Origin of the sequence: Dyadobacter sediminis (assembly GCF_005860765.1) — a bacterium.
Classification (GTDB): Bacteria; Bacteroidota; Bacteroidia; order Cytophagales; family Spirosomataceae; genus Dyadobacter; species Dyadobacter sediminis.
On the sequence record NZ_VCEI01000025.1, the window covers coordinates 75,177 to 90,581 of the forward strand.

General features: G+C 44.9%; 15 protein-coding genes. 8 read left to right on the forward strand and 7 right to left on the reverse strand.

Annotation, left to right across the window (positions count from 1 at the left end; genetic code table 11):
* The first annotated feature begins 114 nt into the window (after positions 1–114).
* Together wecB and FEM55_RS12760 are read left to right on the forward strand one after the other, a co-directional pair.
* Positions 115–1,233, forward strand: a complete 1,119-nt coding sequence (gene wecB / locus FEM55_RS12755; protein ID WP_138281765.1) for a non-hydrolyzing UDP-N-acetylglucosamine 2-epimerase — start codon at positions 115–117, stop codon at positions 1,231–1,233.
* Between the two features lie 21 nt (positions 1,234–1,254).
* On the forward strand, positions 1,255–1,899 hold the full coding sequence (locus FEM55_RS12760) for a class I SAM-dependent methyltransferase (RefSeq protein WP_138281766.1): 645 nt from the start codon (positions 1,255–1,257) through the stop codon (positions 1,897–1,899).
* A 1-nt stretch (position 1,900) separates the two neighbouring features.
* Here FEM55_RS12760 and FEM55_RS24960 read toward each other — a convergent pair whose 3' ends face one another.
* Entirely contained in the window at positions 1,901–2,404 is a 504-nt protein-coding gene (locus tag FEM55_RS24960) for a GNAT family N-acetyltransferase (protein ID WP_171036544.1), read from the reverse strand.
* A 783-nt stretch (positions 2,405–3,187) separates the two neighbouring features.
* Between FEM55_RS24960 and FEM55_RS12770 the strand changes: the two genes are divergently transcribed.
* The 3 genes from FEM55_RS12770 (at position 3,188) to FEM55_RS12780 (ending at position 5,028) form a co-directional block, all read left to right on the forward strand.
* Positions 3,188–3,808, forward strand: coding sequence for a response regulator transcription factor (locus FEM55_RS12770; RefSeq protein WP_138281768.1), 621 nt, complete (start codon positions 3,188–3,190; stop codon positions 3,806–3,808).
* Between the two features lie 120 nt (positions 3,809–3,928).
* Positions 3,929–4,459 (forward strand): RNA methyltransferase, encoded by a 531-nt coding sequence (locus tag FEM55_RS12775; RefSeq protein ID WP_138281769.1) that lies wholly within the window; start codon positions 3,929–3,931, stop codon positions 4,457–4,459.
* Between the two features lie 146 nt (positions 4,460–4,605).
* Entirely contained in the window at positions 4,606–5,028 is a 423-nt protein-coding gene (locus FEM55_RS12780) for a histone H1/H5 family protein, HCT subfamily (RefSeq protein ID WP_229209237.1), read from the forward strand.
* 34 nt (positions 5,029–5,062) lie between these two features.
* Here the strand turns inward: FEM55_RS12780 and pgeF are convergent, their stop codons facing one another.
* Entirely contained in the window at positions 5,063–5,866 is an 804-nt protein-coding gene (pgeF, locus tag FEM55_RS12785; protein ID WP_229209238.1) for a peptidoglycan editing factor PgeF, read from the reverse strand.
* Positions 5,867–6,058: 192 nt separating this feature from the next.
* On the opposite strand from pgeF, the gene FEM55_RS12790 reads away from it, so the two are divergent.
* The gene (locus FEM55_RS12790; RefSeq protein WP_308420223.1) at positions 6,059–7,048 is read left to right on the forward strand and encodes a glycosyltransferase family 2 protein; all 990 of its coding nucleotides are present in this window, start codon (positions 6,059–6,061) and stop codon (positions 7,046–7,048) included.
* 111 nt (positions 7,049–7,159) lie between these two features.
* Here FEM55_RS12790 and FEM55_RS12795 read toward each other — a convergent pair whose 3' ends face one another.
* Positions 7,160–7,675 carry a DinB family protein gene (locus FEM55_RS12795; RefSeq protein ID WP_138281770.1) on the reverse strand — a complete coding sequence of 172 codons (516 nt, stop codon included), beginning with the start codon at positions 7,673–7,675 and terminating at the stop codon, positions 7,160–7,162.
* Between the two features lie 212 nt (positions 7,676–7,887).
* Between FEM55_RS12795 and FEM55_RS12800 the strand changes: the two genes are divergently transcribed.
* Positions 7,888–9,117 carry a metallophosphoesterase family protein gene (locus tag FEM55_RS12800; protein WP_138281771.1) on the forward strand — a complete coding sequence of 410 codons (1,230 nt, stop codon included), beginning with the start codon at positions 7,888–7,890 and terminating at the stop codon, positions 9,115–9,117.
* Between the two features lie 41 nt (positions 9,118–9,158).
* Here the strand turns inward: FEM55_RS12800 and FEM55_RS12805 are convergent, their stop codons facing one another.
* Positions 9,159–9,347 (reverse strand): hypothetical protein, encoded by a 189-nt coding sequence (locus FEM55_RS12805; RefSeq protein ID WP_138281772.1) that lies wholly within the window; start codon positions 9,345–9,347, stop codon positions 9,159–9,161.
* Between the two features lie 249 nt (positions 9,348–9,596).
* Between FEM55_RS12805 and FEM55_RS12810 the strand changes: the two genes are divergently transcribed.
* On the forward strand, positions 9,597–11,066 hold the full coding sequence (locus FEM55_RS12810; protein WP_138281773.1) for a gluconokinase: 1,470 nt from the start codon (positions 9,597–9,599) through the stop codon (positions 11,064–11,066).
* Between the two features lie 80 nt (positions 11,067–11,146).
* Here the strand turns inward: FEM55_RS12810 and FEM55_RS12815 are convergent, their stop codons facing one another.
* The 3 genes from FEM55_RS12815 to FEM55_RS12825 all read right to left on the reverse strand — a co-directional run bounded on the left by FEM55_RS12815 (position 11,147) and on the right by FEM55_RS12825 (position 15,372).
* Positions 11,147–13,525 (reverse strand): TonB-dependent receptor, encoded by a 2,379-nt coding sequence (locus FEM55_RS12815; RefSeq protein ID WP_138281774.1) that lies wholly within the window; start codon positions 13,523–13,525, stop codon positions 11,147–11,149.
* Between the two features lie 197 nt (positions 13,526–13,722).
* A complete protein-coding gene (locus FEM55_RS12820) occupies positions 13,723–14,118 on the reverse strand; it encodes a c-type cytochrome (RefSeq protein WP_229209239.1) in 396 nt (131 codons plus the stop codon).
* A gap of 33 nt (positions 14,119–14,151) precedes the next feature.
* Positions 14,152–15,372, reverse strand: a complete 1,221-nt coding sequence (locus tag FEM55_RS12825) for a PQQ-dependent sugar dehydrogenase (RefSeq protein ID WP_229209240.1) — start codon at positions 15,370–15,372, stop codon at positions 14,152–14,154.
* Positions 15,373–15,405 lie beyond the last annotated feature (33 nt).

Genomic DNA, 15,405 nt, shown 5'->3' on the forward strand with positions numbered 1-15,405 from the left:
TTGGTTCACAGGGCGAAATAAGACAAAAAGCATAAGATAGCCTAACGATAACTGGCGATAACTTTACAACGGCAGTAATTATAACTTGGGCCTGAAAACTTAAATGATGAATCTTTGAAAGTTCTGAATATCGTTGGCGCACGTCCCAATTTCATGAAAATAGCACCGATTCACAGGGCATTTATGAAATACAGGGACATCAGCTCAAAAATCGTACACACCGGCCAGCATTATGACACACGCATGTCCGGCATATTTTTCAGTCAGCTCGAAATGCCTGAGCCGGATTATTTTCTGGGCATAGGCGCAGGCTCGCACGCGCAGCAGACAGCCGGGATTATGCTGGAATTTGAAAAAGTGATTTACAAGGAAAAACCCGATCTGGTCCTGGTGGCCGGCGACGTGAACTCTACGCTGGCTTGTGCGTTGGTCGCTGTGAAGGAACATATTCCCGTTGCGCATGTGGAAGCAGGCTTGAGAAGCGGCGACAGGCGCATGCCGGAGGAAATCAACCGTATCATGACGGATTCCGTTTCGGATCACTTGTTCGTTACTGAAAATGCAGCGCTTGTGAATCTGAAAAAAGAAAATGTGGATGAAAGCAAAATTCATTTTTCAGGCAATGTCATGATCGATTCACTGCTCTATTATTTTCCGGAAATCAGAAAGCTGAATATTCCTGAAAGCATCGGCGTTGCCCCGAATGCTTACGTGCTGATGACCATGCACCGTCCGGCCAATGTGGATGGTACGGAAGGGTTAAAGCAGATCCTCGAAATTGTAAAGGAATTGGCCTTGCATAAAAATGTCGTTTTTCCTGTTCATCCGCGCACCATGCAGCATATGGAAATAGCTGGTTTGAAAAAGGAATTTGAGAACATTGCAGGCCTCAAAATGCTGCAACCGCAAGGATACCTGGAATTTCTTAATCTTACTTTACACGCAGCTTTGGTACTCACGGATTCGGGCGGCATTCAGGAGGAAACGACTTTTCTGCAGATTCCGTGCATGACGCTGCGAGAAACCACGGAAAGGCCGGTTACGGTGGAGTCGGGGACAAATTATCTTTTAAGCAGGCCGGACAGAAAAGATGTTGTAAAACTTGCTGAGGCAATTTTTGCCGGAAATGCAAAGAAAGGCATTATTCCGGCGCTTTGGGATGGAAAAGCTGCGGAAAGGATCGTTTCGGTTTTAAGAGAAAAATACATTAATTCGTACGTTTGTGGCAATTAACCGGCAATTGGCTGAAATACAATGATCAAAAAAATAAAGAATAACGCCTGGAATGTCCTGAACGGGATGGGTCTGGGCGGAAGTGTTCAGCTGATTCTGGATGGCGCCTTAAAGCAGTACGGCTGGTTCAGAAGCTTTCATTCCAAGCAGTCTGTGGATGCGAACGGCGACCCGCTTCCGTGGTATACATATCCGTTTATTCTTTTCCTGAAACCCCGCGTCAAGCCCCATTTCAACGTCTTTGAATACGGATCGGGCAATTCTACAAGATGGTATGCAGCGCGTGTGAAGCACATTACGGCTGTGGAACACGATGCTGACTGGATTAAACAGATCAGTCCGAAGCTTCCCGCAAATGCAAAAGTGCTGGAAAAGCCTTTGGGTGAACCTTACATCAAAGCAGTAAAATCAACGGGCGATCTTTATAACATTATTGTGGTCGATGGTCGTAACCGGGTAAAATGCGCCGTGTTTGCTGCCAGTTACCTCACACCAGACGGCGTTCTGATCTTGGATAACTCGGAACGGGAATGGTATAACAAGGCAAAGGAGTATCTGGCTGAAAAAGGCTTCCGGCGACTTGATTTTATCGGAATGGCGCCGATTGTAGGCATTGAAACCTGCACCAGTGTGTTTTACAGGGACAATAACTGTCTGGGCATCTGATCTAGAATTTCTGTGAATAAGTGATTTTTACACATGCTTCTCCGCCGACATTCTGTTTGAACCGGCTTAACGACGGCTTGTGAATGCCCGTGCCGTCAATAGAAATCCCGAGATCAAGCATGCTGATCTGCTTTTCCTGGCAAAACCGGTAAATGGATTCCAGTAACATCACTGCCGGGCTGAAATGCCGGTAACTGCCAAGATCAGCTGAAAGAAAGTTGTACAAAACACGTTCGTTAACGCGGACGGCCAGTGAAAGCGCGATAATCCGGCCCGTATCTTTTACTGTGAAAATCTGAAAATGATCCGGAAATACATGCAGCAGTAATTGCATCTGCAGCAAGGAAATCGAAATGGCATAGCCTTTCTGCAGGCGGCTTTCCTGAATAAATTCGTAAGCGGTCTCACAGGAAACAGTAAAATCCGGCCCGGCTACGAACCCTGCAGCAACAGATTTCCTTAACCTGCGTTTTTCAGCGGCAGCGATGCGTTCAGCAAAAGGCATTGAACAAACCGGTATAAAGTGATCGGGATAAACAGGATCCGGGATAAATCCAGAACTAATGTAACAATTATGATAAAAAATATGCATTTTCAAATCATAGGCAGAAGGAGCCGTTTTGATTGTCAGTTTTTTTCCGGAAAATAGATTCACCCATTTTTTTATGCAGTTTAGAAGGAAAGTAATCTCCTTTTCAGTACATTTCCCATCAGACTGGATTCCACCGAACGGAGCGGCCAGCGGTGAGTGCCAGTTATCCTGCGGATCGCGGGTACAATGAAATACTGCAGCAGCATGTTCAGCATTTTGACGAAAAAGCATAAAAGTGTATATTTCACCTGAAGCCTGCGTCTGAAGATGTTCCGAAGAGAAATAGAGATCCGGAGAAAAACCTAATGGCTGGTCGTGCTTTGAATTTCCTGTAAAAAGATGAATGCTGAAGCCGGTACTCGGCCAGCAATAGTCAGAATTACGTGTGTGTATGATAGTAGTAATAATTAATAAGGGTTACAATGCATATATTTTTGCTGTTTTTTAGAATTTATGCCCTTATATTGTAACGATTGATAAATAATAATATACTAATTTGTTTTTTTTTAGGTTTAATACAACGCTGATTACTATTTTTGTTTATTATTCAACTTTCCTGATGGGAAATGTCGTAATTGTTCTGGTTTAATGATCAGGAACTTTAACAAAAATATGTATCTGTTTACATAAAGTTGATAGATTAATTTAACTTTGACACCAGGATAATTTTATATTCAATTGGACTCAAACCCATACATGAAACACATACTTATTGCTGAGGACCATGCAGTGGTTAGAATCGGTACGAAACACCTCCTCAAATCACTTATTCCGGAATCCACTATTTCGGATGTTGACGATTTCGACAAATTACTTCAGGAGCTTGAAGTAAAGCCATATGATCTTTTAATTCTGGACATTAACATTCCGGGCGGCAATACCACCAAAATGGTTGAAACCATTCGCGCCAAATCTCCCGGCGTAAGAATCTTGATGTTTTCAAGTTACGATGAGCAGCTTTATGGTCTTATGTACCTTCAGGCCGGTGCAGACGGGTATTTATCCAAAGACGCTCCCGAGGAAGAGTTCAAAACAGCTGTTATGAGCGTTCTGAACAACAAAAAATACATGAGCGAAGACATGCAGCAGATGAATATCAACAGGCTGATCAATCCGAGGGAATTCCTTCCGGATCCGGTTGTAAGCTTGTCGCCGCGTGAAACGGATGTAATGAATTTGCTTAAAGAAGGCTTGGGTACTGCCAAAATTGCTGAAAAACTAAACTTGCAATTGTCTACGGTAAGTACTTATAAAGCCCGGATTTTTGAAAAACTGGGTGTTAAAAACATTGTAGAACTCATTACCAAAATCAAATAAAGTTTTTTGATGAAACGAAAAAATCCCTGTGCGTGCTGCGTACAGGGATTTTTTCGTATAAAAACGGATCGGTTCCTTTGATAAAAATTTTATTATCTCTAATTGGTTGAAAAAACGTTCATGCGAAAATTAGGCGTTGAAGAAATGGGCCGCATGACGGTCGAAGAATTTAAAGAGTCAGATAAATTTCCTTTTACAATTGTACTTGACAATATTCGCAGTCTCAACAACATCGGTTCTTTTTTCAGGACGGCTGATGCTTTCCGTGCAGAAAGGATTTTGCTATGCGGTTATACACAGAGTCCGCCGCATCGGGAGATAACCAGAAGCGCGCTCGGTGCTGAACTTGCTGTGAATTGGGAGAAAGTGCCGGATACGTTAAGCGCAGTAAAGGAACTGAAAGCCGCGGGCTACAGGGTCTGGTGTGTGGAACAGGCCGAAGGAAGCGTTCTGCTGCAGAACTTCGTGCCGGAACCGGATTTCTCGTATGCATTTGTGTTCGGGAATGAAGTGGAAGGCGTGGAAGATGACGTCATTGCGGCATCGGACGGATGCCTGGAAATTCCTCAGTTTGGTACAAAACACTCGTTTAATGTATCCGTTTCTGCAGGCATTGTTTTTTGGGAGTATGTAAGAAATAAAATAACATAAATATAATACAGAATTGTGGGGTTTATAACTTTATAAGTGCTAATTGCAGGTTTATAAGCAAATGTGAAAAATGCAGTTTTTCTGTTTGCAAAGCAAGAATCAACCCTGTATCCGGCATATTGTTAATGTACTTACAAACTTAAATTATGAAATCTGCTACGAAAAAATTGACCCTCGACATTGCGGAATCTCTTTCAGAGAAAATTGATTCCGTATCCGCCGGTTCCAAGAAAATAAAGAAATCGATTGAGAAAGCGGCTGCCAAACTTGCCAAGAAGGTCGTCAAGTTTGAAAAGGAAACGCAGAAAAAAAAGGAGAAAGAAGCAAAACATGCCGAAAGGAAATTAAAAGGGAAAGACAAAAAAGAAGGTAAAAAGCATAAGCATGAGAAAGTTGCTGCCCTTGTAGCCGAAGCTTCTTCCAAAGTTCCGGTGGCACCTCCGGCAAAACCGGTTGCAGCCAAGCCGGCAGCAAGTTCTAAAACGGCGGTTAAAGCCGATTCAAAACCGACAGGAACATTGCCGCAGGCCGTAGAAGCACAAGATAACAGTACCGCTTCTGCAGAATAACCCTGATTAAGGATTTGTAAAAAAATTCAGCTTTTCAGAAAGCTGAATTTTTTGTTTGAAAATCATTGGTTATGATTCCGATCGTTGCCAGCATTCTGCCGGTAATCCCTTTTTCATGTCTGTATGAAAAGTAATCGCTGTTGTGCAGAACCGTGGAGTAAGCAGATACTTCAATATTTTCATTCTTCAGACCTGCATGGATCAGCTGATCGCGGTTGGCAAGTTTCAGGTCAATAAAATATTTGCCGCTGGTTTCGTCCGGACGTTTATGCAGCGAGTCAAAGTGCTCTGCAACTTCTTCACCGACCTCAAATGAACATTCGTCGATACAAGTGCCGACGTATGCATAGCAATGTTCAGGAACAGTTCCGTATTCTTTCTGAAGTGCTGCCACCGTTTTTTGTACAATGTGCTTGACCGTTCCGCGCCATCCGGCATGAATGGCCGCGACAGAATTGTGAACCGGATCAAAAATTAAAATCGGGGTGCAATCCGCAATCGTGACTGCGAGCTGCACATGAGGTTTATCGGTTATCAAGGCATCAAAAGTTTCAAACCGGCCCGGTTCCGTCACTTTCAGAATGGCATCGCCGTGAATCTGATGCGATTTTGCAACATGCTCCAGTGGCACCTGCAGAGCATTGAAAAAACGCCGCACGTTTTCCGCTACATTTTCGGGTTTGTCCTGCGTTGAACCGCCGAGGTTCAGTGACGCATATGCACCTTTGCTCACACCGCCGTGCCGTGTACTTTCTGCTGCAATAAGGTTCGGAAATTGTAAAAAGATGCCGGGAGCTCTGTAAAGCGGCTTTTCAGGCATGTCAGAATGGGTTATCATGCTTTAAAAATCAGTTTCAAAAGTGAAGCTTTTTCTCTTGATCAAACATCAGGAGAACTTATTTATCAGGAAATAGTTTTTAAAAGTATCAAAACCATTGCAAAAAGAACCGGAAAATAGTTGCATTCCGTTATATGCAATTAAATAAACTAGATTTGCAGCGGGCCGGACGGCTTTAATCAATGAAAAGGGATGATGATAAAAGTGAGTGTTTGTGTAGTTACCTATAACCATGAAAAGTTTGTCGCAAAAATGCTGGATTCAATCCTGATGCAGCAGACCACTTTTCTGTTTGAAATCATTGTAGGCGACGATTGCTCAAAAGACAATACGGTTGCTATTTTAAAAGAGTATCAGCAAAAGTTTCCTGACAAGATCAGGCTGATACTGCATCCGAAAAATCTGGGTCTGAACGGAAAGTACAATGCGTTGTCCACATTTGCCGCCGCAAAAGGCGAGTACATTGCGCAGTTTGACGGCGACGATTATCTGATTTCCCCGCACAAGCTTCAGAAGCAAGTGGAAATGCTGGACGCCAACCCGCATTATTCCGCCTGCTATCACAATGCCCGCGTTATTTACGATGATAACGCCGCACCGCCGTACCTTGTCAATACGTTGTCCAAGCCGGAAATAACCGTCGATGATCTGATCGGTGAAGACGAACTTTGCTTTATTGCGACTTCAAGCCTGATGTTCCGGCGGGAAGATTTCGCCAGAAATCCCGATCCCGAATGGACAAACCTTTCCACAAGCGGCGACATCCCGAGAAATATCATGTTTGCCACACGCGGCCCGATCGGGTACATTGATGAAGTAATGTCCGTTTACCGTAAAAACAGGGGAGGAGCCAGCTTTGCAGACAATCATTACGGTGCCGATTTCCTTTTCAACCGGATCCAGCTTTATAGCAATATCAATAAAGAACTGAAATACAAGTATGACGATAAGCTTAAAAAAAATATAGCATCTTATTATTACAAGTTGCTTTTTTCAAGGGAATACGGCCATACGTACTGGCCGAGGATGAAATATGCCATGAAATATCTTTCTTTGGCGCAGCCCGGCCCGGAGAAAAAAAAGGAAATTATCCGCGATTTTATCATGCCTCCGTTTGCCATGAAGATTTACAGTTTTCTTGCACTGGGCCTTTACAACATCAAGGAAAAAGGAAGGGCATAAACAGGAATCATGTTTTTACAAACAAAAATTGCCCGGCAGATCATAAAAGATTGCCGGGCTATTTTTGTTAAAACCAACGCTTTTTACAGCATTCTGTTCTACAACGCAAAATCAGAATAATTTTTCCTGCGGCGGTTTGATGCCTTTCATCCGGATGTAAACAGTAGCTTGTCCGCGGTGATGTGTCTGGTGCTCAAACGCTTTCTCAAATGCAGTTCCGGCTTTCATATCCATATTGAAAATCTTTACATCTTTGGCCATATCCGCATCGCTCATTCCTTTCAGGCTGGAAATTACAAAATCATAACTGTCCATCACTACTTTGGTTACAGCAGCTTTGGACTGATCGGGCATCTTTTCTGCGGAACTTGTCATCGGGCTTTTTTTACCGGATGCACCTGAAATAAATGCATAGTTTGCATCGGCAATGTGGTCCATCTGTTCTGCAAAACTGCGTATTTCCGGTGTTGGTTTGTAAGCATAGCCGTCTTCCGGCATGGCGTCCAGATATTCTTTTGTGTATGTTTTGGCTCTTTCCCAGTCGGCAAGCTGCTTGTTAAGCATGGATTGCGCGAAAGCGGAATGGATTGCAAAAAGCATAAGGCAGGTAATTGTCAGTCGTTTCATCAGGTTCTGTTTTTGGTGGTTAATATTTACGGGAAAGGTAATTCTAACTGATGCGATTGTCAACACCCGGATCAAATTATTAGTAAATGAAACGCAAGGCGTGGTTACAAGTCTGGACCCGCAAGCGCAATAAATTTGACTGGCAGCCATTGGCGTTTGTCAAGTTATTATTTTATTTACCGGTCACTCTTAAAACTTCGAAAAACAAACGTATGCCTGAAACTTCACAGGATCGAACAAAAAAGTATCTGGATCTGGGGCATAGCGAAGCGGAAAATCACGCCAAAACGCAGCTTGAACTCTACGAAAAGCATGTAAAGGACACTTCATCAGTCACCAATGTAATTTCCGAGTTTTTTAAAACCAATCTCGTCGGTTTTGCATGGCATTATATCAAAAGCCGTTTTGGTCCGAGGCATCCGTATCAATCGTATCCGAGAAACGGCGATTCCGGAGTTTACAGGTTACAATCGTCCGTTCCGTCGCGCAATGAAATCAGTCTGGCCCTGCTTTCCGACTGGGCGAGCGATACCGAAGAATCGGACAAAGTTGCGCATCTGGTTGCACGCTATGCTCCCGATTACACGGTCCATATGGGCGATATTTACTTTGTAGGAAGTCCGCAGGAAGTGGAGGCAAACTTTACGGCGCCTTACGCCTCCTGGTATTACGGCGCTTCCGGAAGCCTGGCTTTGTCGGGAAACCATGAAATGTATTCCAATGGCAATGCATTTTTTAAGCATTTGCTGCCGGCCATGTACATTCAGGAAGGCGAAGTCCGGAAAACACAGCAGGCGGGTTTCTTCTGTCTTGAAAATGAACATTGGCGCATCATCGGGCTGGACACCGGTTATACATCCGTAGGAAGGCCGTTCGTTGAGATCATTTCACCGCCGGACTGTCATTTAAAAAAAGAACAGATCGAGTGGCTGCGGGATGTTGTAAAGATCGGCGATCCGGACGACAAGCGCGGATTGCTGTTTTTAAGCCATCATCCGTACATTTCCGCATTTCGAGAAGATTATGCAAAGCCGGGCGAACAGATTCAGGAATTGCTGAAAGGAGCAGAGCGTCCGGTTATTTGGCTCTGGGGCCATGATCACCGTCTGGTCATTTATAATCAGGGAAAAAACGGAAACGGGCCGCTTGCATACGGCCGCTGTCTGGGTCACGGCGGGTTGCCGGTTGAAATAAAAATGCCTGATCCGAACGATCTTGAAAGAATCGGTTTTTATGACCGCCGTGTCAGAACGGTTGTCAAAAGACATGCGCTGGGTTATAACGGCTTTGTGCGGCTGCTGCTGGATGAACAAAATCTCAGAGCTGAATACCGCGATCTGGAAGATACCTGCGTATTTGAAGAATCTTGGACAATAAACAGGCAGAACGGCCAGCTCGAATGGAAAATACTTCAATCCATTCCGGAACTGGCCGTTCGTTGAATTTCTAGATTATTGTGACGGTCATTGCTGATGGCACCGGGTCAGTGATGGCCGGCATCATGACTGTTGTCTCTGTAAAATGCTGCGAATGTTACAATAAGGCCAATTGTTCCCAGAATAAAGATGAAAAGATCACCGAATACAGCCAGTATAGTGAACAGAATGATGAAAGCTATGATATAGACTGCACTTGGAAGCGAGCCGGATTTTGTATGCGTTGTTTCGGACATGGTTTCAGAAAAAGGTAAATCGTAATCGTTTGTTTCCGCTAAAATAATAAATCCGGTTCAAGTTTATACCAGTATTGCATATTTTTTGAAAGCACACCTTTTCAGCCATTTTGTAAGGATAGGCATAAGGACTTAAAATTTGCCTGTATAAATTCATTTCTTGGTTTGAATCCATACATTTGCTTCCGTGCAAATTTTTCAGTTCGGCCTGCCATCGAGTGCCAGCCGCTGTTACTAAAACAAAGAGAAATGTCTTACATTATTGGTTGTGATATCGGCACAACAAATGTGAAAGCGGTTGCTTTTGATTCCGTTTCCGGTGCAATACTGAACTCACACAGTGAAAGTTATGAAATGATGCATCCTCATCCCGACTGGAGTGAGCAGGACCCGGACGATATTTACGAAGCCGCATGCAAAACATTGAAAGCAGTTGCTGATTCCTGTACCGAAAAAGGCGACTTGCTCGGGATCAGTTTCAGTGCGGCCATGCACGGCGTGCTGGCGCTGGACAAGAACGGAAAAAAATTGACGGGTCTGATCATCTGGGCCGATAACAGAAGTTCCGACATTGCCGTCAAGCTCCGGTCATCCGTAACCGGCAAAAAGATATACTATAACAACGGAACGCCGATTCACGCGATGACGCCCGTCTGCAAGCTGCTCTGGCTTAAAAGCCACCAGCCAGAAATTTACAAGAGTGCAAGCAAGTTTCTGAGTATCAAGGAATACATCATTTATCGCCTGACAGGAAATTTTGTTGTAGATTATTCCATTGCCTCGGCCACCGGAATGTTCAATATCCGGGAATTGAAATGGGATGAATATACCTTGAAAAAACTGGGTATAAAGTCTGAAAAGCTTTCCAGTGCCGTATCTCCGTACCATATCGAAAAACTGCCTGCGAATAATGCCGTTCAGCTGCCTAAAGGCACGGCGCTGATTATGGGTGCCAGCGACGGATGCCTGGCAAACCTGGGAAGTGGTGCAGTCGGAAACAGTTCCATGGCTGTAACCATCGGTACAAGTGCAGCCGTACGAATATGCTCGGACCAGCCTTATTCCGATCCTTATATGCAGACATTCTGCTATGTGCTGGATGAAAAAAACTATATAATCGGAGGTCCTTCCAACAACGGCGCCGTAATTTTTGAATGGCTGATGAATACGTTCTTTGAAAATGAAGAATACGATGCCGTTTTTGAGAAAGCATCTTCCGTCAAACCAGGCTCGGACGGCCTGCTGTTTTATCCTTATCTGCTCGGTGAGCGTGCGCCGTTATGGAGTTCAGCGGTTCGCGGCGGTTTTTCAGGGCTGGATATCCAGCATGGAAAAGCACATTTTGCAAGGTCCGTTATGGAAGGTATTCTGCTGAACCTTTACAGCATCGGAAAAATCCTGATGCAGATGAAAGATACGGATACGATTTTTGCCAACGGCGGTTTTGCAAGAAGCCCGATCTGGGTGCAGATGCTTTCGGATATTTTCGGGAAAAAGGTCATGCTGAATGAAACGGTGGAAACCGGTGCTGTCGGCGCAGCCATGCTGGGTCTGAAAGCACTGGGCGTTTACAGGGAATATTCAGAAATGAAATCTTTTACAACCGTCGGTAAAGAATTTGATGCTGTTCCGGAAGTGCATGTGCAGTACGATGAGCTGAGTAAAAGGTTTATAAAAGGAGCGCAGTTTATGCTGGCGCAAGGGACTCAGGACTGGTAAAATGAAGTTTGCAGGATGTAAAATGAATTTTGTGATATCAGTAAAAAGTCCCGGCTCGCAAGTTCCGGGACTTTTTTGTTTCAAAATTTGTAGGCAAGGCTCAATCTGTAATTTCTCGGTGCTTCCGATTGCCAGTAATAAGCATTCAGCCACTGATAATAACCGCCGCTGTAAAGGTATTTGTCCAGTATATTGAATGCATTAAGCGTAAGCCGCAGTTTGTCTTTTTCCCAGAACAATCCGCCGTCCAGTTTAAAGTAATTCGGAAGGTTCATGCTGCTGTTTGTTTGACTCCAGTTGGCTGTTGCCCTGTCCGCCAGGTAAGTAAATCCGGCAGAAATGCCGGCACCTTTTAATGCGCCGTTCTGGACTTTATAGCTCAGCCAGCTGTTTACCGTATGTTTTGCAAATCCCGGAACAACTTCTCCGACCTGAATGCCCGCGACACCTTCGGTAACTTTCGTCACTTCCGAATTGGTATAAGCATAGTTTGCAGTAAGATTAAGCCCTTTTACGATGGTTCCTCTAAGGTCAAACTCAACGCCTTGTGCACGTTTTTGTCCCAGAACGACACTCAGTCCGGAATTGGGTCCGCTGTTCGGGTCGCCCGTAAGTTCGTTGTTTTTTACAATGCGGTAAATGGAAACGGTTGTGTTCCACCTTCCGTCAGCCCAGTCTCTTTTTACACCCAGTTCCCGGTTGCTGCCGGTAATCGGTTTTACATTGCCGCCGCCTGCAAGTCTTCCCGATTGCGGCAGAAAAGCTTCGTCATACAAGGCATAAAGAGCTGTATTGTTATCAAGCGAAACACTCAGTCCGAGGCGCGGTGTAAAATGATGCGCACTTTCCGGCGTTCCGCCGTAAGCTGACTGGCTGACATAAGTATACCGGCCGGCAACGGTTAGCCGGATTTTATTATCCACAAAGCCAAGTTCATCCTGTGCGTAAATGCCGGTATATTTCTGATCGATTGTTCCGCCGCCTTTTACAGCTCTGGCTTCCAGATTCAAGGTACGGTCAAAAACAGGGTAGCCGTTTGCAGGCGCGGCATAAACCGGAGCCAAGGGATCAAACAAACCGCCCAATGTATCCAGCGGATGCGATTGGGACCAGTCTGCGAAATAGTTTTTTGAACCGATATCAATCCCGCCCAGAATCCGGTGCTTTACGCCGCCGGTTTGTACGTCGCCGTTGATAAAGGCCTGCGCCAAAGTCATTTCACTTTTTGCATCCCAGATGCCTACTGCCCGCCGTATTTTTCCGTCCGGTGCTACGGAATTCGGCCACATGCTTGATCCTTTCTGCTGATAATTCAGGTAAGCAACCTGCGCAGTCACTTTCCATTCTTTGCTGATCTGATGCTGAAGGTTCAGGAAAAGGCTCTGGTCTTTGATTCTGGTCGGTTCCAGTCCCGGAGGCATTACTGTAAAATCCTGCGGCAGCGTCGCATAGCCTTTTGGTGAAAAAACATAGAATGAACCCACGTCTGACATTTTAGCATACTGCATCGTGTACTCTGCGGTGAACTTGGTCTTGTCGTCAATCTGATAGGAAATGACGGGTGCAATGCTGTAACGGTTGTTGTATTCGTAGGCACGATGTGAATTTTTGTTCTGTCCGGCTGCATTCAGTCTGTAAAGCAGTTTTCCGTTTTTGCTCAGTTTACCGTCCAGATCCAGCGCGGCGCGGTACAGGCCAAAACTTCCGGTCGTCAGGTTGAATTCGCCTTTTGTTTCTCCGGTCGGCTTTTTGGTAACAACATTGTACAATCCGCTCGGATCGCCGTTGGCCAGCATAAATCCGGCCGGGCCTTTCACAAATTCAATATGGTCCACAAAACTCATGTCTTCGGTAAGCGGTCCCCAGTAGGAACTCACCACGTTGAATCCGTTGCGAAAGGCCTGAATCTGTGAACCGCGCATGGTGATGTTTGCATAAAGATCGCCCCAGTGTTCCACACGCGTTGCGCCGCTCACATTCCGGATCAGTCCGTCGCTCATACTGATGACCTGTTGGTCGGACAAAACTTTGGATGTTACAACCTGAACGTTCTGAGGCGTTTCCAGAATAGGAGTGAGCAGTTTCAGGCTCGACGAAACCTGGTCCGATTTATAAAGATTGCCGCTTTTTACGATCACTTCCTGCAATTGATTGGCACTTTCGGACAACGTGAAAAGTACGTTCACGGTTTCGCCGGCAATTACTTCAATGTCTTTTTCCTGCGTTTCCAGGCCCACAAAACTGACCAGAATGGTATAATTTCCGGCTTTGATCTTTTCGATTGTAAAATTTCCTTTTTCATCTGATATCGCGCCTTTGGAACTGCCTTTGAGACCGACCGAAACCTGTTCGGCAGGCTTTCCGTCCGAACTGGTAATTTGTCCGGCTATTTTTCCGTTTTGGGCGAATGCGGCGCCTGCAGCCATCATGAACAAGAGAAGAGTATAGATTTGCTTCATCGTAATTTTAAATTGTTCTAAATAGTGAATTGTCCGGCAAATATGATTCAGCAATATTTGCGATACAAGTTTTTATTTAGATTTATTTAAAATAAGAATCAAAGATAGAATGAATTGTACAAGAGCAGGATAAGTCAATAAAAAAACAGGATTGTCGTCTGACAAATCCTGCTTTCAAAATGATGAGAAAAAACGGTTTACTTATTCTCTTTGGTTTCTTCAACCATTTTCTCGGTTATGATTTTCTTGTCGGAAGAATTTCCCCAGGAATTGCTGATGTAATTGACAACGTCGGCGATTTCATCCTTTCCAAGTCCCGGATCAGGCATCATATTGTCATAGTCAATGCCGTTGACTTTTATTTTCCCGATTAAACCGAACTTTACAGCCCTGATTGCATTTTCAGGCGCATTAATAAAGTAATCCGATTTGGCCAGCGGAGGAAAAGCGGCAGGAACGCCCTCGCCATTTCCCATGTGACAAGTAATGCAGTTTTCCGAATAAATCATTTTACCCCGCTCGATGCTTTTGGCAAGTTCATCGTCCTGGCCGGGCATAATGGCTGAACAAAAAACACCGGCAGATAACAACATCAGCAACTTTTTCATATTAAAATAATTGGGCAATCAGCTTTTCGGACTGATGCGGACGACTTTTCCTGAATTTTCGAGAACGACATAAATATTTCCGTCCCAGCCCTGACGCACATCGCGTACACGACCGATTTTATCAAAAATAATTTCTCTGCTTGTTACTTTGTTGCCTTTTACAACAAGATGCTGCAGATACATGAATTTCAGCGAGCCAACAATAAGATCACCTTTCCATTCCTTGAACTTGTCATTGCTGATAAATGTCATGCCGCACGGCGCAATGGATGGTCTCCAGAAAGTAACCGGCTGTTCAAGACCTGCGCGCGCGGTATCTTTTGAAATAATGCTGTTATCATAGTCAATTCCGTAAGTAATCAGCGGCCAGCCGTAATTCTTGCCTTTTTCAATGATATTCAGTTCATCGCCGCCTTGCGGGCCGTGCTCATGTTCCCAGATTACGCCGGTCGTCGGATGAATAATCATTCCCTGCGGGTTGCGGTGGCCGTAAGTCCAAATTTCAGGCCGTGCGCCTTCGGTTTTTACAAAAGGATTGTCGGTCGGGATTTTTCCGTCTTCGTGCAAGCGTACAACCTTTCCCTGATCTCTGCCCAGATTCTGCGAATTTTCCTTTTGACCGCGTTCGCCGAGTGATAAAAACACATAGCCTTTTTTGTCAAAAACAATGCGTCCGCCGAAATGGACATTGGCTTTTACATTCGGTATGGCTTTGAAGAGCGGCTGAATATCCGTCAATGCGTGGTCTTTCAATTTAGCGCGGATCAGGGCGGTATTGGCGCCATTGTCGTCGCCTTCTTCGCCGGCCGCTTTCGGAGAAGAGTAACTGATGTAGATCCAGCCATTGGACTTGTAATCCGGATGCAGCGCAATGTCGAGCAGGCCGCCTTGTCCTTTATAATAAACCTCCGGAATACCGGAAATTTCCTGCGGGTCCAGTTTTCCTTTTTGTACCAGACGAAGTTTGCCGCCGCGCTCGGTAACAAGCAGATCGCCATTCGGCAGCAATGCAGAAGCCCACGGCATGGTCAGTCCGGTTGCAACCGTATCCACCTGCAGACTGGCTTCAGAAAATTTCTTTTCAGGCTTTTTATCCGGATTCATACCGCTGTTGCTCATCAGTCCGGCAGATGCCATCAGCAATGCGCCTCCAAGCGCAAGAGGAATGTATTTTTTTAGTAAAGGAATGTTTTTGTTCATAAATGTAAGTAAAGGCTTGTTGTTGTTTAAGACGGTCATGGTCAAAGATAGTAAAAAGAAAAGGCAGCGGAT

Coding starts and splice junctions, on each gene's coding strand:
- FEM55_RS12780 (WP_229209237.1), top strand. CDS start 4,606: ATGAAATCTGCTACGAAAAAATTGACCCTCGACATTGCGGAATCTCTT.
- FEM55_RS12790 (WP_308420223.1), top strand. CDS start 6,059: ATGATGATAAAAGTGAGTGTTTGTGTAGTTACCTATAACCATGAAAAG.
- FEM55_RS12795 (WP_138281770.1), bottom strand. CDS start 7,675: ATGAAACGACTGACAATTACCTGCCTTATGCTTTTTGCAATCCATTCC.
- FEM55_RS12805 (WP_138281772.1), bottom strand. CDS start 9,347: ATGTCCGAAACAACGCATACAAAATCCGGCTCGCTTCCAAGTGCAGTC.
- FEM55_RS12760 (WP_138281766.1), top strand. CDS start 1,255: ATGATCAAAAAAATAAAGAATAACGCCTGGAATGTCCTGAACGGGATG.
- FEM55_RS12820 (WP_229209239.1), bottom strand. CDS start 14,118: ATGTTGTTATCTGCCGGTGTTTTTTGTTCAGCCATTATGCCCGGCCAG.
- FEM55_RS12810 (WP_138281773.1), top strand. CDS start 9,597: ATGTCTTACATTATTGGTTGTGATATCGGCACAACAAATGTGAAAGCG.
- FEM55_RS12770 (WP_138281768.1), top strand. CDS start 3,188: ATGAAACACATACTTATTGCTGAGGACCATGCAGTGGTTAGAATCGGT.
- FEM55_RS12775 (WP_138281769.1), top strand. CDS start 3,929: ATGCGAAAATTAGGCGTTGAAGAAATGGGCCGCATGACGGTCGAAGAA.
- pgeF (WP_229209238.1), bottom strand. CDS start 5,866: ATGATAACCCATTCTGACATGCCTGAAAAGCCGCTTTACAGAGCTCCC.
- FEM55_RS12815 (WP_138281774.1), bottom strand. CDS start 13,525: ATGAAGCAAATCTATACTCTTCTCTTGTTCATGATGGCTGCAGGCGCC.
- FEM55_RS12825 (WP_229209240.1), bottom strand. CDS start 15,372: ATGACCGTCTTAAACAACAACAAGCCTTTACTTACATTTATGAACAAA.
- FEM55_RS12800 (WP_138281771.1), top strand. CDS start 7,888: ATGCCTGAAACTTCACAGGATCGAACAAAAAAGTATCTGGATCTGGGG.
- FEM55_RS24960 (WP_171036544.1), bottom strand. CDS start 2,404: ATGCCTTTTGCTGAACGCATCGCTGCCGCTGAAAAACGCAGGTTAAGG.